Raw genomic sequence first — 21976 nt, forward strand, 5'->3', positions numbered from 1 at the left:
TGTTCCGTCTTCTCCACAAAGCCTGAAGGCGACGTTCGACCACCGAGGGAGACCCCCAGCCATGCACCGCATCACCGTCATCGGCGGCGGCTTCGCCGGACTCACCGCGGCCATCACCGCCGCGGAGGCGGGCGCCGAGGTCACCGTCCACGAGGCCCACCACACCCTGGGCGGCCGCGCCCGCACCGCCGAGGGCCCGTACCGGACCAACGACGGACCGCACGCCCTCTACAACGGCGGCCCGCACTGGACCTGGCTGCGCCGGCGCGACCTCGTCGGACCGCTCGCCCCGCTGCCGCCGCTGGAGGCGGCCCGGCTGCGGTTCCGCCACCGGGGCGCCCTGCGCCGCACCCCGCCCCTCGCGATGCTGAGACTGCTGCGCCCCGGTGCCACGCGCGCCCCGGTCGACACCGACTTCCTCACCTGGGCCACCGGGATCGCCGGCGAGGAGGGCGCGCGGGCCGCCGCCCACTACGCGGCGGTCGCGCTGTTCCACCACGACCCGGGCTCCCTGTCCGCCGCCTTCGTCCAGGAACGCCTGCGCCGTGCCACCAGGATCCCGCCGGAGGCGCACTACCCGCGCGGCGGCTGGGGCGGACTCATCGACCGGATGGCCGCCCGCGCGTGGAACCTGGGCGTGCGGATGGAGACGCTGTCCCGCGTAGACACGGTGCCCACCGACACCCCGGTGATCGTCGCCACCTCCCTGGACTCCGCCCGCCGTCTCCTCGGCGACCCCTCCCTGACCTGGCCGAGCGGCCGCACCGTCCTGGTCGACCTCGCCCTGCGCACCCGGCGCGGCGACGCGTTCGCCGTGTCCGACCTGGACGCGCCGGGCTGGCTGGAGCGGTTCACCGCCCAGGACCGCACCCTCGCCCCGGCCGGGGAGCAGCTGATCCAGGGCCAGATCCCCATCGCGCCGGGCGAGTCCAAGACGGACGGCACCGCCCGCGCGGAGGAGCTGCTGGACCTGGCCTTCGAGGGCTGGCGGGAGCGGCTCACCTGGCGGCGGCAGGCGGTCGCGAACGGCCGTACCGGCGCCGTCGACCTGCCCGGCACCAGCTGGCGCGACCGGCCCGCCGTCGACCGGGGCGACGGCGTCCACCTCGCCGGTGACCAGGTCGCCGCGCCCGGCGTGCTCTCGGAGGTGTCCTTCAACAGCGCCCTGACCGCCGTCTCGCTCGCGCTCGGCCGGGACGCGCTTGACCTCAAGCGCGCTTGAGGTCGCACCGTGGGGCCGTGGCGGCGCTCATCCCGACGCCGCACACCGATGCCGCGCGCCGAGGCCCCACACCGGCGCCCGACCCTGGGGGGTCCCACATGCACGCCATCCGTCTGCACGCCTTCGGCCCGGCCGAGAACCTCACCTACGAGGAGGTCGAGGACCCGAGGCCGGGCCCGGGCCAGGTGCGTATCGCCGTCGAGGCCGCCGGAGTCCACCTCCTCGACGCGGCCCTGCGCAGGGGCGTGCGCGGCCCGGGGCCCGCACCGGCCACCCTGCCGACCATCCCCGGGCGTGAGGTCGCCGGAGTGGTCGACGCACTCGGTGACGGCGCCCCCGAGGACCTGCTCGGCCGCCGCGTGGTCGCCCACCTCGGCTTCGTTCCCGGAGGCTACGCCGAGCTGGCCGTCACCGACGCCGACCGCCTGCACGAGATACCCGCACGGCTGGACTTCGCCCAGGCCGTCGCCATGATCGGCACCGGCCGCACGGCCATGGGGATCGTGCAGTTCGCCGAGCCGGGCCCCGGCGACGTGGTCGTCGTCCCGGCCGCGGCCGGCGGCATCGGCACACTCCTCGTGCAGTACGCCAGGAACGCCGGCGCCACCGTCGTCGGCCTGGCCGGCGGCCCCGCCAAAACGGCCCGCGTGGAAGCGGGCGGCACCGACCTCGCCGTCGACTACACGGACCCCCGGTGGACCGAACGGCTCGACGGCCACCGGGGCAAGGTCACCGTCGTGTACGACGGTGTGGGCGGCGACGTCGCCCGCGCGGTGGTCGGCCTCCTCGCGCCCGGCGGCCGGCACGTCGTGTTCGGCTGGTCGGCCGAGGGCCTCGACAGCGACAGCCCGTACGTCGTCGAGGGCGTCTCGGTCAACGTCCTCGGCCCCGAGATGATGCGCAGGGCCGGCGGCCCCAACCCCGTCCGCACCCTCGAACTGCGCGCACTCGCCGAGGCCGCCGAGGGCCGGCTCACCCCGGCCGTGCAGCGCTTCCCGCTCGCCGAGGCCGCCGCCGCCCACCGGGCCCTGGAGAACAGGGGCACCACCGGCAAGGTCGTCCTGGAGCCCTGACGGCGCCCGCCGAACCACGGGCCCCGGCCGCCGCACGCCACTACCCTGCGAGAGATGATCGATGTCCCCGCGGAACTCGCGGCCACTCAGGAGAAGTTCAACAAGGAGGCCGGCCGGGCCTTCATCGCCGCCCTGCCGGACCTCACCGCCGCCTTCCTGGACCGCTGGGACCTGCGCCTGGCGGGGGCACCCATGCACGGCGTCGCCGCCCTGGTCCTCCCCGTCGACCGCGCGGACGGCACACCGGCGGTGCTCAAGCTCCAGATCCGCGACCACGAGAGCGAGGGCGAGCCGGTCGCCCTGCGCCTGTGGAACGGCGACGGAGCGGTCCGCCTGCTCGACCACGACGAACCCACCGGCACCATGCTCCTGGAACGCCTCGACTCCTCCCGGATGCTCGCCCACCAGCCGGACGTCCACGAGGGCGTCCTGGTGATCGCACGTCTCCTCGCCCACCTCCACACCACCACGGCGCCCGCCGGCATGCGCCGCCTGGGCGACATCACCGCCGCCCTGCTGGAGCGGACACCGCGGGCGCTGGAGCGCATCCCGGACCCTGCGGCCCGCCGCCTCGTCGCCGACTGCGCCGCCGCCGTACGCGAGGTCGCCGGTGAACCGGGCGACCGCCTCCTCCACTGGGACCTGCACGACGAGAACGTCCTCGCCGCCGACCGCGCCCCGTGGCTCGCCATCGACCCCAAGCCCCTGGCCGGCGACCCCGGCTTCGACCTCTGGCCGGCCCTCGCCAACAACTTCGACCCGGACGACGTCGTCTGGCGCTTCGACGCCATGACCGACGTCCTCGGCCTGGACCGCGCGCGGGCGCGCGCGTGGACGTACGGGCGGCTGCTGCAGAACGCGCTGTGGGAGATCGAGGACGGCCGCCCCGTGGACGGGGACGACCTGGAGATCGCCCGCCGCCTGCGTGCCCGCACGGCATGAGAAATCCCGGACCGGAGACGTTCCGGCCCGGGACCAAGGGGAGCCCCCTGTCGGATTCGAACCGACGACCTACGCATTACAAGTGCGTTGCTCTGGCCAGCTGAGCTAAGGAGGCACCGCGCGGCGCGCGCGAAGGCTGGTCCACTGTACACAGTGCCGGTTTCGCCGGGCCACGCACTTGTGGGCCGGAGCCCGCCCGTTCACTCCACGTCGTACGCGAAGGCGTACGGCACCTCCGTCTCCCCGTGCCGGTAGGTGAATCCGCCGGTGCCGCGCAGCCCCTTCAGCTCCTCGGTGCCGGAGCCCGCCACGACCTCGAAGGTGCAGTGGACGGTGCCGTCGTTCTCGAAGCGGCCCCGCTCCTCAAGGACGAAGGTGCCCGCGCGGCCGTCGACGCGGCCCATGACCAGCTCCGTGCCCGCGAAGACACCGGTCGTCCCGGTCAGGTAGGCGATGGCGTAGTCGCAGGTCGTGACCCCGGCATCGATCCCGCCCGAGAAGGCGTTGGTGACCGTGGCGTGCGCGAGCCGGGGGAAGGTGCCCTCCGGGGTGACGGGGCTCTCCTTCCAGTCGGCGAAGGTGAAGTGGCCGGTGACCTTGGTGGTCGGCATGGGTGTCCCCTTCCGAGGTGACGGACGTTCCCGGTGTGCTCCCCGACCCTGCCGCCCGTACCTGACACCTCCTGTCAGGTACGGGCGACAATGACTCCATGCGCGCCGACCGACTCCTCTCCCTCCTTCTGCTGCTCCAGAACCGCGGCCGGATGACCGCTCCCGAGCTGGCGGCGGAGCTGGAGGTGTCGGTCCGCACCGTCTACCGGGACGTCGAGGCGCTCGGTGCCGCCGGGGTGCCCGTACGGGCCGATCGCGGGCCGGAGGGCGGCTACCGCCTCATGGAGGGCTACCGGACACGGCTGACCGGACTGACGGACGCGGAGGCCGGATCGCTGGTCCTCGCGGGGCTGCCGGGACCGGCCAGGGACCTGGGCCTGGGCGCCGTACTGGCGAGCGCCCAGCTGAAGATCGAGGCCGCCCTGCCGGGCGAACTGGCCGGACAGGCACGGCGGGTGCGCGAGAGGTTCCACCTGGACGCGCCCGCCTGGTTCCGGGACGCCGACCCCGTGCCGTACCTGGAGCCGATCGCGCGGGCGGTGTGGGAGCGGCGGGTGCTGCGGACCCACTACCGGCGCTGGCGCGGCGACGTGCACCGGGAGGTGCGCCCGCTGGGACTCGTCCTGAAGGGCGGCATCTGGTACCTGGTCGCGCTGACGGACGACGCGGTGCGCACCTACCGGGTGTCGCGGTTCCAGGCCGTCGCGGAGACGGGCGAGGAGTTCGGCCGGCCCGCCGGGTTCGACCTGGCCGCGTACTGGGCCGAGTCCTCCCGGCGGCTGGAGGCGGCGATGCGGCAGGGCACGGCCCGGCTGCGGCTCTCGCCGCGTGGGCGGAAGCTGCTGCCGATGCAGTTCGGGGCGGCCGGGGCGCGTGCCGTCGCGGGCGCGGGGCCGCCGGACGGGGACGGCTGGGTGGAGGTGGAGCTCTCCGTGGAGTCGGAGGCGGTGGCCACGGGCGATCTGCTGCGGCTCGGCGTCGAGGCGGAGGTGCTCGGCCCCGCGGGACTGCGGCGGGCGGTCGCGGCGGCGGTGACGGCGCTCGCGGACCGGTACGCGGACGAGCAGTGATCGCGTACGAAACCGAACGGTCACCTCCGTGATCGAAAGTTCCCGTGAAATTCACAGCACGGGAACTGCTGACAGACCAGGTGAACGCCAGGTACCGTCCTGAGCCAGTTCACCCATGTGGACCACACCACAACGGAACACCCGTCGTGGCATCACCTTCCTACTCGGATCGTCCGGCACGTTCCTGCCGGTAGAAGGGGACCATTCACCATGGCCACTGTCACGTTCGACAAGGCGACCCGGATCTACCCCGGTTCCACCAAGCCCGCCGTCGACGCCCTGGACATCGAGATCGCGGACGGCGAATTCCTCGTCCTCGTCGGCCCGTCCGGCTGCGGCAAGTCCACCTCGCTCCGCATGCTCGCGGGGCTCGAGGACGTCAACGGCGGTGCCATCCGCATCGGCGACCGCGACGTCACCCACCTGCCGCCCAAGGACCGGGACATCGCCATGGTGTTCCAGAACTACGCGCTGTACCCGCACATGACGGTCGCCGACAACATGGGCTTCGCGCTCAAGATCGCCGGCGTCAACAAGGCGGAGATCCGGCAGAAGGTCGAAGAGGCCGCGAAGATCCTCGACCTGACGGAGTACCTGGACCGCAAGCCGAAGGCGCTCTCCGGTGGTCAGCGCCAGCGTGTCGCCATGGGTCGCGCCATCGTGCGTGAGCCGCAGGTGTTCCTCATGGACGAGCCGCTGTCCAACCTGGACGCCAAGCTCCGTGTGTCCACCCGTACGCAGATCGCCTCGCTGCAGCGCCGGCTGGGCATCACCACCGTCTACGTCACGCACGACCAGGTCGAGGCCCTGACCATGGGCGACCGCGTCGCGGTGCTCAAGGACGGCCTGCTCCAGCAGGTCGACACCCCGCGCAACATGTACGACAGGCCCGCCAACCTCTTCGTCGCCGGCTTCATCGGCTCCCCGGCCATGAACCTGATCGAGGTCCCGATCGCCGACGGCGGCGTGAAGTTCGGCAACTCGGTGGTGCCGGTGCAGCGTGACGCGCTCGCCGCGACCAGCGACAAGACCGTCACCGTGGGCGTCCGCCCCGAGCACTTCGACGTGGCCGGCGCCGACTCCGACCAGGGTGTCGCCGTGACCGTCAACGTCGTGGAGGAGCTGGGCTCCGACGCGTTCGTGTACGGCACCGCGCAGGTCGGCGGCGAGTCCAAGGACATCGTGGTCCGCGTCGGCGGCCGGGACGTCCCGGAGAAGGGCAGCGTGCTGCACGTCGTGCCGCGTCCGGGCGAGACCCACGTGTTCTCGACGTCGACCGGTGCGCGCCTGTCCGACTGAGGTCGGCCGCACGGATGTGAAGGGCCCCGCAGAGCTCTGCGGGGCCCTTCACGTTGTCGACAAATACCCCGGCACACCCGGCATTTCGGGCGCTTGCGTCAACACGTCGCCCGGAATTCGGAGTTCCCCGTCCCCCGTAACGGTGACGGAATGTTTTCCCACCACTACCGGGCGCTACCCTCACACGCGTGAAGCACTCCACTAACCCTCAGACGCGACGCGGCCGGGGCCCCGCCCGCCGGATCGGCCGCTCCCTCGCCCTCGTCCTGCCTGTCGTCCTGGTGCTCTCCGGGACTCTCGCGGTCGCGGGGGTCAACTGGTCCGGAGCCCCCACGAGCCCGGTGCTCACCGCCGCCGACACCTCCGCCTCCGGCGCCTCCTCGCGGACCGGCGCCCGCGCGCCGCAGGACGTGCTGCGCGACAAGCTGCTGGTGGAACTCCAGGAGGAGAACCCGGGTGTGGCGCTCACCCACCTCCAGCAGGCCGTGAACGACCGCCCGTCCCTGGCGAAGCACTGCGCCTCCATCGCCCGCTCGCTGGGCCGGGCCGCGGTCCGCGTCCACGGCCCCACGAAGGCCCAGTCCTACGCCCGTCCGGTCTGCGACACCGCCTACGCCGCGGGCGTCGTCACAGCCAACCGCTGACCCTGCGGCGGCCGCAGACACCCACGCCGCCGTCACTGCGGGCACCCGCACCGCCGCAGCTGCGGGCCATCGTGCCTCCCCCCAGTGCCCCGAAGGCCTGGGAGGCACCCCCAGGGCGATGGGGGTACCTCCCGCTCGAGCGAAGCCGAAAGTGGGGGAGGGTGGGCGCTGGGAGTCCCCCTCCGGGGGAGGCACCCCGCCCACGCCGGGCTGCGCGCCCCCCCAGCCGCCACCGACACCGGGCGCGCCGACAACGCACCGGCACGCCCGGCTGCCCGCAGCCACCCGCCCGGCGCCGCGTAAAGTGCGGGCATGACCGACCCGCGTGCCGCCTCCCGCCCCACCCAAGCCGTCGTTCTGGCCGGCGGCCAGGGCTCCCGGCTCCGCCCGTACACCGACGACCGGCCCAAGCCGATGGTCGAGATCCCCGGCACGGGAACCCCGATCATCGGCCACCAGCTCACCTGGCTCGCCGAGGAGGGCGTCACCGACGTCGTCGTCTCCTGCGGCCATCTCGCCGAAGTGCTGCAGAAGTGGCTGGAGACCACCGACCTCCCCGTCTCCGTCACCACCGTCGTCGAGACGGAACCCCTCGGCCGCGGCGGCGGCCTCAAGTACGCCGCCGCCCACCTCCCGCACCCGGACCGGCCCTGGTACGCCACCAACGGCGACATCTGGACCCGCTTCTCGCTGCGCGACATGGCCGACTTCCACACCGAGCGCGACGCCGTCGCGACCCTCGCCCTGGCCCGCCCGCGCATCCCGTGGGGCGCGGTGCGCACCGACGGCTTCGGCCACATCACCGACTTCATCGAGGCCCCGCCGTCGACCTTCGAGATCAACGCGGGCGTGTACGTCTTCTCCCCCGAGTTCGCCGGCCTGCTCCCGGAGCGCGGCGACCACGAGCGCACCACGTTCCCGCGTCTGGCGCGTGAGCGGCGCCTGGCCGGGTTCCCGATCCCCCAGGGCTCCTACTGGCGAGCGATCGACACCGCGAAGGACCTGACGGAGGCGGCGAAGGAGTTGGCTACACAGGGCCGCTGACACCACATCACCCCCGCGCACGACGCAGAGGGGTCCCGCACGGTCGCACCGTGCGGGACCCCATCTGCGTACGGAAGCGGCCTCTGCTAACCCAACAGGCCGCCCACGAGCCCCGGTTCGCCCGAGGAGCCGCCGCTGCCCCCGCTCGGGGCGCCGCCGCTGCCGCCGGCGGCACCGCCGCCCGAGGTCGGGCCGGACGTGGTGCTCGGCGCCCGCTCCGCCGGGACGGACTGCTGCGGCGGGGCCTGGCCGGCGCTGCCCCGGGTCTGGCTGGGCGCACCGGTGACGGAACCCGCGCCCTGGGTCGCCCCGGGGGTGGTGGTCCCGGCGGACGGGCTCGCCGGGCCCGAGGTGGCGCCCCGGGTGGGCGGGGTGGAGGCCGACGGGGTCCGCTGCTCCTCCTGCCGCTCGCCCGGCTCCTCCGGCAGCGGCGATCCCGGGAGTTCGTTGCGCGGGGCCTCGCCGGGCCCGGGGACGACCACCCGGTCCGCGTCCCGGACCGCACCGCCGAGCAGCGAGCCGACGAGCATGGTCAGCCCGCACACCACGAAGGTGATGAGGACGCCACGGCGCAGCACGTGGCTCCGCAGGTCCCAGATGTCCGCGCGGGGGCCGAGCCGGCGCCAGGCACCAGCCGCGAGACGGCCGTCGACGGAGTAGACGGGGGCGCCCGCGATGATCAGCGGCGACCAGGCGGCCAGGTAGATGATGTCGGGCGTCTCGTAGGCGGGGACGCTCTTCCAGCTCACGGTGACCAGCAGCGCCGCCGACAGTGTCGCCCCGACCACGGCGGCCAGCCGCTGCCAGCAGCCGAGGACGGTCAGCACTCCGACAACGATCTGGGCGAAGGCGATGACCAGCCCGGCGCCGATGGGGTGTTCGAGGGCGAACTGGCGCAGCGGCTCGGCGGCTTCCCAGGGGTGCAGGGTGTGCAGCCACTTGACCATGGAGCCGCGCTTGCCGCCCTCGAAGTAGAGGGGGTCGCAGAGCTTGTTCATCCCGGCGTAGACGGAGATGCCGCCGAGGAAGACCCGCAGCGGGAGCAGGACGACGCCGAGGTTCATCCGGCGGCCGGGGTAGTAGGCGTGCCGGGCCGGGTCGTCCCCGTGCCGCCTGCCGCGCCGGCCCGTGCTCTCGAACGTGTCGTCGTGCCCGGACCCGTCGTACTCCGGGTCGCCGTAGTCCTGGTCGCCGTAGCCCTGGTCGCCGTAACCCTGGTCGTAGGCGGGTTCGTCGTAGGCGCTGCCGGACGAGCGCATCGGGGGCAGCAGGGGGCCGTCGCCGTGGCGGCGCTGGGCGCCGACGAACGGGGTTTCGATGGGCTGGGTGGCCGGGCCGTCGTCGTAGTCGTACCCGGTGTCCGCCTGGGGCAGCAGCCGGGTGGCTCCGGAGTCGGTGAACAGGTCGTCGGCGTGGCGGACGCCGTCGTGCCGCCGCACGGCCTGGAGCAGTCGGTGGGCGCCGGTGTCGTCGGGCTCGGACCGGCCGCTCCAGACGACGGGACGACGGCGGGCGGCGGCCGGCCCTGCCGTACCCATGCTGGTGACGACGGGGATGCGGGCGGTGTCCTCGGCGACACTGGTGTGCCGTGCGATCCGCGGCGAGGGGGCGCGCCGCGCCGAGACGCCCAGCTGCACGCGGAAGCTGGCGTGATTGACGATGACCTGCGCCGGATCGCTCGGCACCTTCACCATGCTCAGCGCGGGAGCGTCGTCGAGTCCCGACGAGCGGTCCCCCGTGGGTGTGCGGGGTGTTCTGGTGTCCACACTCATCTAACCGAGTGACATGGCGTTAGGACACTGCCTTGACCCGCCCGATGTGTCCGGACCGCGTCAAGCTCGTCCGGACCACCCGGAACACTCCGCGCGGGTGATGAGCCCGAACACCCGTTCAGGCCCGCCGGCGCGCCGCCTCGTACAGCACGATGCCCGCCGCGACGCCGGCATTGAGCGACTCCGCGCCGCCCGGCATCGGGATCCGCACCCGGACGTCACAGGTCTCGCCGACCAGCCGGGACAGCCCCTTGCCCTCGCTGCCGACGACGATGACGACCGGCCCGTCCAGCGCCTGGAGTTCGCCGAGCTCGGCCTCCCCGTCGGCGGCCAGGCCGACGACCGTGATCCCGGCCTTCTGGTACGCCTCCAGCGCGCGCGTCAGATTGGTGGCGCGGGCGACGGGCGTGCGGGCGGCCGTACCGGCGGAGGTCTTCCAGGCTCCGGCGGTCATCCCCGCGGCTCGCCGCTCGGGCACGACGACACCGTGACCGCCGAAGGCCGTGACGGACCGGACGACCGCGCCGAGGTTGCGCGGGTCGGTGACCCCGTCGAGGGCCACGATCAGCGGGTCCTGCCCCTCGTCGTGGGCGCCCGCGACCAGGTCCTCCGGGTGCGCGTACTCGTAGGGCGGCACCTGGAGGACCAGACCCTGGTGGTTCAGGCCGTTGGTCATGCGGTCGAGTTCTGGGCGGGGCGCCTCCATGAGGTTGATGCCGCCGCGCTCGGCCGCGAGCTGGAGCGCCTCGCGCACCCGCTCGTCGTTGTCGATGAACTGCTGGACGTACAGCGTGGAGGCGGGCACGCCCTCGCGCAGCGCCTCGACGACCGGGTTGCGGCCGACGACGAGCTCGGAGGCCGAGCGGCCCCCGCCGCGCCGCTGCGGCGGGCGGCCCTGGGCGCGGCGTGCCTTCGACTGCGCGGCACGCTGCTTGGCGTGCCCCTTGCGCATCTCGGCGGGCGGCGTCGGCCCCTTGCCTTCCAGGCCCCGGCGCCGCTGGCCGCCGCTGCCGACCTGCGCGCCCTTCTTGCCGGACATGCGGCGGTTGTTCGCGGCCATGAGGTATCCGTCTCCGTGAAGTCGTGGGTGGTGCTGCTGTGGTGCTGCTCGGGTGCGCACGTCTGAGACGTGTGCCTGTGAAGTGTGCCGCCCGGAGGCCCGGACGGCACAGTCGATCTTCGAACGCCCAGGTCGGGGCCTCGCGGCCCCAGGCTCCTCAGCGCGGGCCGAGGCTCCAGCGCGGCCCCTGCGGGCTGTCCTCGATCACCAGGCCCGACTGGCCCAGCTGGTCGCGGATGGCGTCCGCGGTGGGCCAGTCCTTGCGGGCCCGGGCGGCCTCGCGCTGGTCGAGGACCATGCGGACCAGCGTGTCGACCACACCGTGGAGGTCCTCACCCCGGTCGCTCCCGCCGGCCCAGTGCGGGTCCAGCGGGTCGAGGCCGAGCACGCCGAGCATGGCACGGACCTCCGCGAGCCGGGCGACGGCCTCCTCCTTGTCGTCGGCGGCCAGCGCGCTGTTGCCCTGCCGGACGGTGGTGTGCACGACGGCGAGCGCCTGCGGGACGCCCAGGTCGTCGTCCATCGCCTCGGCGAACGCGGGCGGCACCTCGCCCGCGGGTTCGACGACGCCCCCGGCCAGCTCCGTCACGCGCTGCACGAAGCCCTCGATCCGCGCGAACGCGGACTCGGCCTCGCGCAGGGCCTCCTCGCTGTACTCGATCATCGACCGGTAGTGCGGGGTGCCGAGGTAGTAGCGCAGCACGATGGGCCGCCAGCGCTTGACCATCTCGCCGACCAGTACGGAGTTGCCGAGCGACTTCGACATCTTCTCGCCGCTCATGGTGACCCAGGCGTTGTGCACCCAGTACCGGGCGAACTCGTCGCCGTAGGCCTTGGCCTGGGCGATCTCGTTCTCGTGGTGCGGGAAGATCAGGTCGAGACCGCCGCCGTGGATGTCGAAGACGCTGCCGAGGTACTTGTGCGCCATGGCCGAGCACTCCAGGTGCCAGCCCGGGCGCCCGCGGCCCCACGGCGTCTCCCAGCTCGGCTCGCCGGGCTTGGCCGCCTTCCACATCGCGAAGTCGCGCGGGTCCCGCTTGCCGGTCTCGCCCTCGCCCGACGGCTGGAGCAGGTTGTCGAGCTCCTGGTTGGACAGCCTCAGGTACTCCGGGAACGAGGTGACGGCGAAGTACACGTTGCCGTCGGCCTCGTAGGCGTGCCCGCGCTCGATGAGGCCGCGCATCATCTCGACCATCTCGGTGATGTGGCCGGTGGCGCGCGGCTCGTAGGCCGGGGGCAGGCAGCCGAGGGCGCGGTAGCCGTCGGTGAAGGCGCGCTCGTTCTCGTAGCCGATGGACCACCAGGGGCGGCCCTGTTCGGCGGACTTGGCGATGATCTTGTCGTCGATGTCGGTGACGTTCCGGATGAACGTCACCTCCAGGCCGCGGTACTCGAACCAGCGGCGCATGATGTCGAAGTTCAGGCCCGAGCGGATGTGCCCGATGTGGGGTGCCGCCTGCACGGTGGCACCACACAGGTAGATCGAGACGCAACCCGGCTGGAGCGGGGTGAAGTCACGGATCTGCCGGGCGCTGGTGTCGTACAGGCGAATAGTCACGACACCAGGGTAGTGGGCGCGTGGCCGTGGGGTGCGCCTCCGGCGGTTTCGACGGCGTATGTCACATGCCGTCCCGTACGACCAGCGCCGTCGCCACCGCCATGAGGCCCTCACCCCTGCCCGGGAAGCCCAGCCCGTCGGTCGTGGCGCCCGAGACCGAGACCGGGGCGCCCGCCGCCTCCGTGAGGATCTCCTGGGCCTCGTCCCGGCGCTTGCCGATCTTCGGGCGGGGGCCCACGACCTGCACGGCGACGTTGCCGATGCGGAAGCCGGCCTCCCGGACGATGCGCGCGGCCTCGGTCAGCAGGGTCACGCCGGACGCGCCGGACCACTCGGGGCGGCCCGTGCCGAAGTGCTGTCCCAGGTCGCCGAGACCGGCGGCGGAGAAGAGGGCGTTGCAGGCGGCGTGGGCGACGACGTCCGCGTCGGAGTGGCCGGCGAGGCCGGGGCCCTCGCCCTCCCACTTCAGGCCTGCGCACCACAGGTCGCGGCCGTCCTCGAAGGCGTGGATGTCGGTGCCGATGCCGACCCGGGGCAGCGGGTACGGCTCAGAAGCCATCGTTCAGCCTCCTGCGGGCCAGGACCGCCTCGGCGAGGACCAGGTCGAGGGGGCGGGTGACCTTGAAGGCCTCCTCGTGCCCGGGGACGGTGACGACGGGCAGGCCGAGCTGTTCGACCATGCTCGCGTCGTCGGTGACGTTGTCCGTCACCGTCTCGTGCGCGCGCACCAGCGTGGCCCGGTCGAAGCCCTGCGGTGTCTGCACCGCCCGCAGCAGGGACCGGTCGGGAGTGGCGACCACGCGTTCCGGCGCACCGGGCTCGGGAGCGGGCTCGACCTGCTTGACGGTGTCGGCGAGCGGCAGCGCGGGGACGACGGCGGGCGCCCCGTCGCGTACGGCCTCGATGACGGCGTCGACGGTGTCCACCGGGACGAGCGGGCGGGCCGCGTCGTGCACCAGGACGATGTCGTAGCCGGGCGGCAGCGCGTCCAGGCCGGCCCTCACGGACTCCTGGCGGCTCTCCCCGCCGGGGACGACGAGGAAGTCGGTGCGGTCGGGCAGCGCGTGCGTGTCGAGCAGCGCCTTCACCTCGGCAGCGCCGTCGGGCGGGGCCACGACGACGACGAGGGACACGGCGCGGGAGTCGGCCATCGCTCGGATCGCGTGGATCAGCATGGGCGTGCCGCCCAGGGCCCGGAGCGCCTTCGGGGCGCCCGGACCGAGGCGCACACCCCGGCCCGCGGCCGGGATGACGGCCGCCGTGCGGGCGGTCGTACGGGCGGCAGGACGGCCGGAGTGGGGGGTCGGCGACGGCGGGGGGAGCGGATCGTCAGTCATCGGTTCCTGTCAGGTTTGTGTGCTCGGCCTACGTGGGTATGGCCTGGGCGTACCCCCGCTCCCGGAGCGGGGGAAGTGCCGGGCGTGACGCCTTGACCAGCCCCTTCCGTGACTCTGGTCGGGCCGGCCGCCCGGAGCCCGGCACGCCGGGGGTGGGGACGTGAGTGATGACACATCCCACGCCATGGCGCAAGTGCAGCGTACGGACGGTGTCCGGGTACGAACATGCCGCAGCGCCCGGCGACGTCCATGACGTCATCGGGCACCGCGGCATTTCGATGTCCTGAGTGCTGCTGCTGAGTGCTGCTTCGGCCTGCTGCCTGCTGCTGCGCTCCGCCGAGCGCCGGACGGGCGAAGCCGCGACTCAGGAGGCCGGCCTCAGGAGGCGAGAACCTCGTCGAGCAGGGCCTCGGCCTTGTCCTCGTTGGTGTTCTCAGCGAGGGCGAGCTCGCTGACCAGGATCTGACGCGCCTTGGCGAGCATGCGCTTCTCACCGGCGGAGAGTCCGCGCTCGCGCTCACGGCGCCACAGGTCACGCACGACTTCCGCGACCTTGATGACATCGCCCGAGGCGAGCTTCTCCAGATTTGCCTTGTAGCGACGGGACCAGTTCGTGGGCTCCTCCGCGTACGGTGCGCGCAGCACCTCGAAGACCCGGTCCAGCCCGTCCTGACCGACCACATCACGCACGCCGACGAACTCCGCATTGTCCGCTGGCACACGTACCGTCAGGTCACCCTGGGCGACCTTCAGCACCAAGTAGGTCTTGTCCACGCCTTTGATCTGGCGAGTTTCGATAGCCTCGATCAGCGCGGCCCCGTGATGGGGATAGACCACGGTGTCGCCAACCTTGAACGTCATGTGACAGGTACCCCTTCCGTGGCTATCCAGGGTAACACGGATACGGCGTCTTCTGAATGGCGTTTTCGCAGGTCAGGGCCATTCTCGGGGCTTGACAACAGCAACAGGAACGTGCTTCGGACGCCTGGCGGAAGCAGGTATTCGCAGGTCGGAGCGGCTCTCCGGTGTGAGCGAATCGCGCACGTTACACGCATCCGGAGCTCCGCACGAGCGCTCGAAACGCCCGATATGTCGGGTTCCGCTTGCTCGACTTCCGCTACTCCGTTCGGTGGGCTGAGCCGGGTTCCGGCCGAATCCGAAATTGATCACACGGTGTGAGGATCGGCGGCCGGTGATCAATTCCGCGGCCGCCCGATCATTCCTTCACGGAAATGCGCGCTCACGCGAATGGCGCGCCACCACGATGCGCAAGTGACGGCGTTTACTCATGGGTCAGCTGTGGCTCATGAGCCCGTACGGAGCGTCCCTACGTCATCGGTGATCGGGTGACCGCACCGCCGCGCGCGCGCCTTCCCGGGCTAACCCGGGACGTCTCGGGGAGGGTCGGGTGCGGCGGCGTGGGGACGGCTCGGTAACCTGAGGCCGCTGACAGACCCTTAGGGCGGCTTCACCCGGTCGCCAAACGCTAGAGTCAAGGAGATGCCGCCGCCGTGAGCAGCAGCCTTCGACGCGGCGCCCTCGCCGCCGCCGCCATCGCGTTCTCGATCGCCTCGCTCTCGGCGTGCGGGGCCGGCAACAACGCCCAGACACTGCAGATCCAGCCGGACAACGCGGCGACGACCGTCGGCGACATCAAGGTCCAGAATGCCATCGTCGTCACCCAGCCCGACCTGGAGTCGACCGGCCCCGCCGTCATCGCCGCCACCCTGTTCAACGAGGGCAGCACCGACCAGACGCTGGAGTCGGTCACCCTCCCCGGCACCGGCAAGACCGCCGAGCTGTCCCCCGCCAAGGGCGGCAGCCTCACCGTCCCGGCCGGCGGCTCACTGATCCTGGGCGGCGAGGGCAACGCCTCCGCCGTCCTGTCCAGCAGCCGTGAGGCCGTCCGGGACGGCAACGCCCAGCAGGTCACCTTCACCTTCAGCGAGACCGGTGACGTGAACCTGCGCGCGATCGTCTACCCGGCGGAGAACTTCTTCGAGGGCTGGGGCCCGAGCGAGATCCCGGCGGCGCCGGGCGCCTCGACGGAGCCGTCGGCGGAGTCCTCCGGCGAGCCGGCCGAGGGCGGCACGGGCGAGACCCCGGGCGACGCGGAGACCTCCGGCGCTCCCGCCGGCGAGTCCCCGGAGAGCGGCGCCCCGTCCGACGCGGCCTCCGCGAGCCAGCCGGCCGGCGACTGACCGCCCGCCCTACGACGCCGAAGGGCGGAACCCCGGTCGGGGGTTCCGCCCTTCGGCGTCGCACGGGACAGCCGGGACAGCCGTCGGACGTCCCGGCGGGGGGGACGGCCTACGGCTCCGTCCGCCGACTCACCCCCAGGCCTCTTTACGGCTCGAACACCGCCCCCGACGCACCCCTCACACCGCTGCGCGGGCTTCGGAGTGCTGCGCCGGACTCCGTCCGCCGACTCACCCCCAGGCCTCTTTACGGCTCGAACTTGTAGCCGAGCCCGCGCACCGTCACCAGATACCGCGGCGCCCCCGGGTCCGGCTCGATCTTGGCTCGCAACCGCTTGACGTGGACGTCGAGCGTCTTGGTGTCGCCCACGTAGTCCGCGCCCCACACCCGGTCGATGAGCTGCATCCGGGTCAGCACCCGCCCCGCGTTGCGCAGCAGCATCTCCAGCAGGTCGAACTCCTTCAGCGGCAGGTCGACCTTCGTGCCGCCCACGGTGACCACGTGCCGGTCGACGTCCATCCGCACCGGACCGGCCTCCAGCGCCGCGGGGGTCACCTCCTCGGGCTCACCACGCCGGCGCAGCACCGCGCGGATCCGGGCGACCAGCTCGCGCGAGGAGAACGGCTTGGTGACGTAGTCGTCGGCACCTATCTCCAGGCCGACCACCTTGTCGATCTCGCTGTCCTTGGCGGTCACCATGATGACGGGGACGTTGGAGCGGCCGCGCAGCTGGCGGCACACCTCGGTGCCCGGCAGCCCGGGCAGCATCAGGTCGAGCAGAACGAGGTCGGCGCCGTTGCGCTCGAACTCGTCGAGTCCGTCGGGCCCGGTGGTCGCGACGGCGACCTCGAAGCCCTCCTTGCGGAGCATGTACGACAGGGCGTCGGAGAAGGACTCCTCGTCCTCGACGACGAGCACACGGGTCACGGAAGGACCTCCGGGGAGGGAAGCGTTTCGTACGCGGATGGATCGGAAGAGTGGGGGGATGGGTGGGACGTCCGTCCGGCCTCGTCCTCGAGGCCCTCGGTGTCGTCCCGGTGAGACATCTGGTGGGCGCGCTCGCGGGCCGCGCGGGCCTCCGGCAGCCGCAGGGTGAAGGTGGAGCCCTGGCCCTCCGCGCTCCACACCGTGACCTCCCCGCCGTGCGAGGCGGCCACGTGCTTCACGATCGCGAGGCCGAGCCCCGTACCGCCGGTGGCACGGGAGCGAGCGGGGTCGACGCGGTAGAAGCGCTCGAAGATGCGCTCCTTGTCCTTGTCCGAGATGCCGATGCCCTGGTCGGTCACGGCTATCTCGATCAGGTCCCCGCCGGGCTGGACCACCGTACGGGCCGCGATGCCGACGCGGGTACGGGCGGGCGAGTAGTTGACCGCGTTCTCGACGAGATTGCCGAGCGCGGCGGCGAGCTGGCCCCGGTTGCCCCACACCCGCAGGTCGGCGGTGCCTCCCGCGGCCATGGTGATCTCCTTGGCACCCGCCTGGTGCCGGCAGCGGTCGATGGCCTCGGCGACCAGTTCGTCGACGCGGATCGGTTCGGCGTCCTCCAGCGGGTCGTCGTTCTGCACCCGGGAGAGGTCGATGAGTTCCTGCACCAGGTTCGTCAGCCGGGTCGCCTCGATCTGCATGCGCCCGGCGAAGCGCTCGACGGCCTCGGGATCGTCGGAGGCGTCCATCACGGCCTCGGAGAGCAGCGAGAGCGCGCCGACGGGGGTCTTGAGCTCATGGCTGACGTTGGCGACGAAGTCGCGTCGTACGGCTTCGATGCGGCGGGCCTCGGTGAGGTCCTCGACGAGCAGCAGAACGAGCCGGGAGCCGAGCGGCGCCACCCGCGCGGACACCGCGAGGGCCTCGCCGCGTCCGGTCCCCCGGCGGGGCAGGTCCAGCTCGACCTGGCGTATCTCGCCGTCGCGCCGGGTGTCGCGGGCCATCTTCATCATGGGCTCCACGGCGAGCTTGCCGCCGCGGACCAGGCCGAGGGCGTACGCGGCGGAGCTGGCCTTGACGACTCCGTCGGCCTCGTCGAGGACGACGGCGGACGAGCGCAGCACGGACAGCACGGTGTCCACACCCGGCGGAAGCACCAGGTCCGTGTGCAGGGAGGTACGCGTGGGGCGCCTCTGTTCGCGCTCGCTGAAGCGGAACGCCAGCATGGCGATGACGCCGGTGAGCACTCCGGCGATCGCAGCCACTGCGGCGACCGCCGCGTTCACGTCCATGCACCCAGGTTAGGCATGGCGCGGCCGGTGCCCACAGCCGTCGGCGGGCGAGCTCGAACACTCGTCGCTCAGAGTTCACCTTGGAGCCAGGGATGGTTCATTTGGGGTGACGGAACCGGACGCGTAGGAGTCGGACCGTGGGAGCGTGGGCAGGAGCCCCGGCTCCTGAAGCCCGGACAGACGCACGAGAGGAACCCTGATGCGGGACGCGTACCACGAGGAACTGGATTCGATCGGCGACGGTCTGGTGGAGATGGCCCGGCTGGTCGGGTCGGCGATCGGGCGCGCCACGACCGCCATCCTGGACGCCGATCTGAAGCTGGCGGAGAGCGTGATCGAGGCCGACCAGAAGGTCGACGAGCTCCAGCACGAGCTGGAGGCACGGGCCATCGCCCTGCTGGCGCGCCAGCAGCCGGTGGCGACCGACCTGCGCATAGTCGTCACCTCACTGCGGATGTCGGCCGACCTGGAGCGCTCCGGCGACCTGGCCCAGCACGTGGCGAAGCTCGCGCGGCTGCGCTACCCGGAGCGCGGGGTCCCGCACGATCTGCACGCGACCATCCTGGAGATGGGCCAGCTCGCGCAGCGCCTGATGGCGAAGGCGGCCGAGGTGATCATCACCAAGGACGTGGACCTGGCGCTCCAGCTGGAGCAGGACGACGACGCGATGGACCTCCTCCACCGCACCCTCTTCCAGCACCTGATGGACGACCGCTGGAAGCACGGCATCGAGACGGCCGTCGACGTCACGCTGCTCGGCCGCTACTACGAGCGTTTCGCCGACCACGCGGTCTCGGTCGCCAAGCGGGTGGTCTACCTGGTCACCGGCGAGCACGCGGACGAGATCCAGGCGGAGCTCCAGACGGAGATCCAGACGGTGCCGGGGGTGGAGGGCGCCTGACCGCGGTCCGCGGCGGGCGTGCGCGGAGGCGGCCGGCGGGCGTGCGCGTGACCGGCCTGGCGCGCGTGCGCGTAGACCGGGCGGCGGGCGTGCGCGGAGGCGGCCACGGGCGCGTACGAGCCCCAATGCGCCGTTGATGCGCCCAGGGGTGCGGGCATCCAATGGGGAGTGGTGTGCGCATGCCCCAGCCCCGAGGAGGGACCCATGGCCGAATCTCCCGGCACGACGCCCGACCCCACGCAGGAGCGCGAGACCGAGCAGCCCGCCGAGGTCAGGAACCTCACGCTGATCGCCGCGTGCGGCTGCGGCTCCGGCTGCGGTTGCGGGTGCCAGTCGGGCAACCCGTGCCAGTGCGGCTGACTCCGTACGAGCGAAGGCCCCGGCGCCGGTGACGGCCGCCGGGGCCTCCGGATCTGCTCCGCTCAGCAGGCCTTGACCTCGGGCACCGCCTCGGCGGCCCGAGCACCCTCCCCGGCGACCGTCTCCGCGGTCTCGTCCGGCAGCCGGCGCATCAGCAGCCCGTACCCGAGGCCGGCCACCGTGCCGACGACGGCGCACATCCCCCACAGCCACTCGGCGCCCCAGTGGTCGATGACGAACCCGGACATCAGCGGGGCCACGAGGGCGGCGACCGCCCAGGACATGGTGTACATGCCCTGGTAGCGCCCGCGCCCGTGCACCGGGGACAGCCGGACGACGAGCCCCGTCTGGGTCGGCGCGTTGACGATCTCGGCCAGCGTCCACACGCACACGGTGAGGGCGAAGACGGCGACGGACCCGGCGAAGGCGGTGAGCCCGAAGCCGTACCCGGCCAGCAGGGACGAGGCGACGAGCAGGTGCCGCGGGTCCCGGTGCTCGATGAACCGCGTCACGGGAAGCTGCAGTACGACGATGAGCACACCGTTGACGGCGATGGCCAGGCCGAAGTCCGCGGGCGTGAACCCCGCCTCCCCCATGGCGACCGGCAGCCCCAGGTACCCCTGCTGGAAGACCACGGCGATGAGGAAGGACAGCCCGACGACGCCCATGAAGCGCCCGTCGCGCAGCACGGTCAGGAGTGAGACGGACTCGCCCGCTGCGGAGGCCTCCGGGGAGTCCTCGCCGCTCGGCCGGGACTCGGGCAGCTTCACGAAGACGACGACCGCGCACACCAGCGTCATGCCGGCCTCGATCAGGAAACCGGCGAGATAGCTGACCTCTGCGATGAACCCGGCGCCCGCGGAGGAGACGGCGAAACCGAGGTTGATGGCCCAGTAGTTGAGCGAGAAGGCCCGGATACGGTCCTCCGGCCGGACGATGTCCGCCATCATCGCCTGCACGGCCGGCCGGGAGGCGTTGGAGGCCATGCCGACCAGGAAGGCGACGGCCGCGATGGCGACCGGGTCCCGCATGAAGCCGAGCACCGCGATGGACAGCGCGGTGGCGGTCTGGGCGACGAGCAGCGTGGGCCGCCGCCCCAGCCGGTCGGTCATCACACCGGCCCCGAGCGAGGAGATCACCCCGCCGAGCCCGTGCAGCGCGGCGACGAGACCGGCGTAGGAGGCGGAGTATCCGCGGTCGAGCGTCAGGTAGAGCGCCATGAAGGTGGCGACGAAGCCGCCCAGCCGGTTGACGAGGGTGCTGATCCACAGCCACCAGAACGCGGGGGGAAGCCCCGAGACCGACTCGCGCACGGCACGTCTCAGTCCGGCGACCGACATGGGGACCCCCCGTAGAACCCAGTGACCCTGGAAGTGGTGGATGTAAGTGGCTGATGCAGCGAGCACAACTTACGAAGGAAGGGGCGCGGGAGGCCACTCAATTAACAGATCCCGTCAAGCGTCCGCCAAGCGGGCAGGGCGCGCGGCCCTCGCGGGGCGTCTATTACGCTCGGGCCCATGGCCGACGCACCGTACAAGCTGATCCTCCTCCGCCACGGCGAGAGCGAGTGGAACGAGAAGAACCTGTTCACCGGCTGGGTGGACGTCAACCTCACCCCGAAGGGCGAGAAGGAGGCGACGCGCGGCGGCGAGCTGCTCAAGGACGCCGGCCTGCTGCCCGACGTGCTCCACACCTCCCTCCAGAAGCGCGCGATCCGCACCGCGCAGCTCGCGCTGGAGGCAGCCGACCGCCTGTGGATCCCGGTGAACCGCAGCTGGCGCCTGAACGAGCGTCACTACGGCGCCCTGCAGGGCAAGGACAAGGCGCAGACCCTCGCGGAGTTCGGCGAGGAGCAGTTCATGCTGTGGCGCCGCTCCTACGACACCCCGCCGCCCCCGCTCGCCAACGACGCCGAGTACTCCCAGTTCACCGACCCGCGCTACGCGACCCTGCCGCCGGAGCTGCGCCCGCAGACGGAGTGCCTCAAGGACGTCGTCGTCCGCATGCTCCCGTACTGGTTCGACTCGATCGTCCCGGACCTCCTCACCGGCCGCACGGTCCTCGTCGCCGCCCACGGCAACAGCCTGCGCGCCCTGGTCAAGCACCTCGACGGCATCTCGGACGCCGACATCGCGGGCCTGAACATCCCCACGGGCATCCCCCTGTCCTACGAGCTCGACGCCGACTTCAAGCCGGTCACCCCCGGCGGCACCTACCTCGACCCGGACGCGGCAGCGGCCGCGATCGAGGCGGTCAAGAATCAGGGCAAGAAGAAGTAAGCAGCACCGAAGAAGCCCCCTACCTGTGGGTTTCCCCTCAGGAGGGGGTTCTTCTGTGGGCCTGGGCCGTGCCTGGGCCGCCATCGTTCAGATGCGGCGGATCCTCACGCGGACCGACAGCAGGAAGCCCATCAGGACGGCGACGGGCAATGTGACGTTGGCCTGCACGGCCAGCATCGCCCCGCCAGCACAGATGAGGACGATGTGCAGCTCACGGGGGATGAGGTCGATACGCAGACCTCGACGTGGCACGATAGCCATCTCCGTAGGTTCCATGAGTACTCCTAATGTCGTGGATGCGAATGCGCCAACGGAGCGAGGGGCCGTCCAATGCGATGGGCGGCCCCTCTTGATCACCCCGGCGGTGCAGAGGACTTTATCGGCTTAAC

The 21976-nt window shown here is 72.3% G+C and carries 22 protein-coding genes and 1 tRNA gene; 11 read left to right on the forward strand and 12 right to left on the reverse strand.

Annotation, left to right across the window (positions count from 1 at the left end; translation table 11 throughout):
• Window positions 1-61 precede the first annotated feature (61 nt).
• The 3 genes from BU52_RS08525 (at window position 62) to BU52_RS08535 (ending at window position 3237) form a co-directional block, all read left to right on the forward strand.
• Window positions 62-1222 (forward strand): NAD(P)-binding protein, encoded by a 1161-nt coding sequence (locus BU52_RS08525; RefSeq protein WP_037930710.1) that lies wholly within the window; start codon window positions 62-64, stop codon window positions 1220-1222.
• Between the two features lie 98 nt (window positions 1223-1320).
• Window positions 1321-2295, forward strand: coding sequence for a zinc-binding dehydrogenase (locus tag BU52_RS08530; RefSeq protein ID WP_037930712.1), 975 nt, complete (start codon window positions 1321-1323; stop codon window positions 2293-2295).
• A 54-nt stretch (window positions 2296-2349) separates the two neighbouring features.
• Entirely contained in the window at window positions 2350-3237 is an 888-nt protein-coding gene (locus tag BU52_RS08535; RefSeq protein ID WP_051858044.1) for an aminoglycoside phosphotransferase family protein, read from the forward strand.
• Between the two features lie 41 nt (window positions 3238-3278).
• Here the strand turns inward: BU52_RS08535 and BU52_RS08540 are convergent.
• Window positions 3279-3352, reverse strand: a tRNA-Thr gene (locus tag BU52_RS08540).
• An 85-nt stretch (window positions 3353-3437) separates the two neighbouring features.
• Complete coding sequence (locus tag BU52_RS08545; RefSeq protein ID WP_037930716.1) at window positions 3438-3848, reverse strand: DUF3224 domain-containing protein; 411 nt, start codon at window positions 3846-3848, stop codon at window positions 3438-3440.
• Between the two features lie 98 nt (window positions 3849-3946).
• On the opposite strand from BU52_RS08545, the gene BU52_RS08550 reads away from it, so the two are divergent.
• From BU52_RS08550 to BU52_RS08565, 4 genes are all read left to right on the forward strand, one after another.
• Window positions 3947-4918: a helix-turn-helix transcriptional regulator gene (locus tag BU52_RS08550; RefSeq protein WP_037930719.1), complete on the forward strand. Its 972-nt coding sequence runs from the start codon at window positions 3947-3949 to the stop codon at window positions 4916-4918.
• A 210-nt stretch (window positions 4919-5128) separates the two neighbouring features.
• On the forward strand, window positions 5129-6217 hold the full coding sequence (locus BU52_RS08555; RefSeq protein WP_037930720.1) for an ABC transporter ATP-binding protein: 1089 nt from the start codon (window positions 5129-5131) through the stop codon (window positions 6215-6217).
• A gap of 188 nt (window positions 6218-6405) precedes the next feature.
• Window positions 6406-6861 carry a hypothetical protein gene (locus tag BU52_RS08560; protein WP_037930723.1) on the forward strand — a complete coding sequence of 152 codons (456 nt, stop codon included), beginning with the start codon at window positions 6406-6408 and terminating at the stop codon, window positions 6859-6861.
• 312 nt (window positions 6862-7173) lie between these two features.
• Window positions 7174-7905 (forward strand): nucleotidyltransferase family protein, encoded by a 732-nt coding sequence (locus tag BU52_RS08565; protein WP_037930726.1) that lies wholly within the window; start codon window positions 7174-7176, stop codon window positions 7903-7905.
• Between the two features lie 86 nt (window positions 7906-7991).
• Here the strand turns inward: BU52_RS08565 and BU52_RS08570 are convergent, their stop codons facing one another.
• The 6 genes from BU52_RS08570 to BU52_RS08595 all read right to left on the reverse strand — a co-directional run bounded on the left by BU52_RS08570 (window position 7992) and on the right by BU52_RS08595 (window position 14493).
• Window positions 7992-9677 carry a DoxX family protein gene (locus BU52_RS08570; protein WP_078903163.1) on the reverse strand — a complete coding sequence of 562 codons (1686 nt, stop codon included), beginning with the start codon at window positions 9675-9677 and terminating at the stop codon, window positions 7992-7994.
• Window positions 9678-9795: 118 nt separating this feature from the next.
• Entirely contained in the window at window positions 9796-10737 is a 942-nt protein-coding gene (gene rlmB, locus BU52_RS08575; protein ID WP_037930730.1) for a 23S rRNA (guanosine(2251)-2'-O)-methyltransferase RlmB, read from the reverse strand.
• A gap of 157 nt (window positions 10738-10894) precedes the next feature.
• Window positions 10895-12295 carry a cysteine--tRNA ligase gene (gene cysS / locus BU52_RS08580; protein ID WP_037930732.1) on the reverse strand — a complete coding sequence of 467 codons (1401 nt, stop codon included), beginning with the start codon at window positions 12293-12295 and terminating at the stop codon, window positions 10895-10897.
• A 61-nt stretch (window positions 12296-12356) separates the two neighbouring features.
• On the reverse strand, window positions 12357-12854 hold the full coding sequence (gene ispF / locus BU52_RS08585; RefSeq protein ID WP_037930734.1) for a 2-C-methyl-D-erythritol 2,4-cyclodiphosphate synthase: 498 nt from the start codon (window positions 12852-12854) through the stop codon (window positions 12357-12359).
• Complete coding sequence (gene ispD / locus BU52_RS08590; RefSeq protein ID WP_037930737.1) at window positions 12844-13632, reverse strand: 2-C-methyl-D-erythritol 4-phosphate cytidylyltransferase; 789 nt, start codon at window positions 13630-13632, stop codon at window positions 12844-12846. The genes ispF and ispD overlap by 11 nt, the downstream gene beginning before the upstream one ends.
• A gap of 378 nt (window positions 13633-14010) precedes the next feature.
• The gene (locus BU52_RS08595) at window positions 14011-14493 is read right to left on the reverse strand and encodes a CarD family transcriptional regulator (protein ID WP_003953493.1); all 483 of its coding nucleotides are present in this window, start codon (window positions 14491-14493) and stop codon (window positions 14011-14013) included.
• A gap of 650 nt (window positions 14494-15143) precedes the next feature.
• Here BU52_RS08595 and BU52_RS08600 point away from each other — a divergent pair.
• Window positions 15144-15833 carry a copper chaperone PCu(A)C gene (locus tag BU52_RS08600; protein WP_037930741.1) on the forward strand — a complete coding sequence of 230 codons (690 nt, stop codon included), beginning with the start codon at window positions 15144-15146 and terminating at the stop codon, window positions 15831-15833.
• Window positions 15834-16077: 244 nt separating this feature from the next.
• On the opposite strand, the gene BU52_RS08605 is transcribed toward BU52_RS08600, so the two are convergent.
• Together BU52_RS08605 and BU52_RS08610 are read right to left on the reverse strand one after the other, a co-directional pair.
• A complete protein-coding gene (locus BU52_RS08605) occupies window positions 16078-16758 on the reverse strand; it encodes a response regulator transcription factor (protein WP_004929857.1) in 681 nt (226 codons plus the stop codon).
• On the reverse strand, window positions 16755-18047 hold the full coding sequence (locus tag BU52_RS08610; protein WP_037930743.1) for a sensor histidine kinase: 1293 nt from the start codon (window positions 18045-18047) through the stop codon (window positions 16755-16757). Before BU52_RS08610 ends, BU52_RS08605 begins: the two co-directional genes overlap by 4 nt.
• A 199-nt stretch (window positions 18048-18246) precedes the next feature.
• Here BU52_RS08610 and phoU point away from each other — a divergent pair, with 199 nt between their 5' ends.
• Together phoU and BU52_RS35590 are read left to right on the forward strand one after the other, a co-directional pair.
• The gene (gene phoU, locus BU52_RS08615; protein ID WP_037930745.1) at window positions 18247-18948 is read left to right on the forward strand and encodes a phosphate signaling complex protein PhoU; all 702 of its coding nucleotides are present in this window, start codon (window positions 18247-18249) and stop codon (window positions 18946-18948) included.
• 204 nt (window positions 18949-19152) lie between these two features.
• A complete protein-coding gene (locus BU52_RS35590) occupies window positions 19153-19308 on the forward strand; it encodes a hypothetical protein (RefSeq protein ID WP_167343507.1) in 156 nt (51 codons plus the stop codon).
• Window positions 19309-19370: 62 nt separating this feature from the next.
• Here BU52_RS35590 and BU52_RS08620 read toward each other — a convergent pair whose 3' ends face one another.
• Complete coding sequence (locus BU52_RS08620) at window positions 19371-20648, reverse strand: MDR family MFS transporter (RefSeq protein ID WP_037930749.1); 1278 nt, start codon at window positions 20646-20648, stop codon at window positions 19371-19373.
• 177 nt (window positions 20649-20825) lie between these two features.
• On the opposite strand from BU52_RS08620, the gene BU52_RS08625 reads away from it, so the two are divergent.
• Window positions 20826-21587 carry a phosphoglyceromutase gene (locus BU52_RS08625; protein WP_037930752.1) on the forward strand — a complete coding sequence of 254 codons (762 nt, stop codon included), beginning with the start codon at window positions 20826-20828 and terminating at the stop codon, window positions 21585-21587.
• An 87-nt stretch (window positions 21588-21674) separates the two neighbouring features.
• Here BU52_RS08625 and BU52_RS08630 read toward each other — a convergent pair whose 3' ends face one another.
• Window positions 21675-21848, reverse strand: a complete 174-nt coding sequence (locus tag BU52_RS08630) for a hypothetical protein (RefSeq protein ID WP_157847831.1) — start codon at window positions 21846-21848, stop codon at window positions 21675-21677.
• Between the last annotated feature and the right edge of the window lie 128 nt (window positions 21849-21976).

The organism is Streptomyces toyocaensis (genome assembly GCF_000725125.1).
Taxonomy (GTDB): domain Bacteria; phylum Actinomycetota; class Actinomycetes; order Streptomycetales; family Streptomycetaceae; genus Streptomyces; species Streptomyces toyocaensis.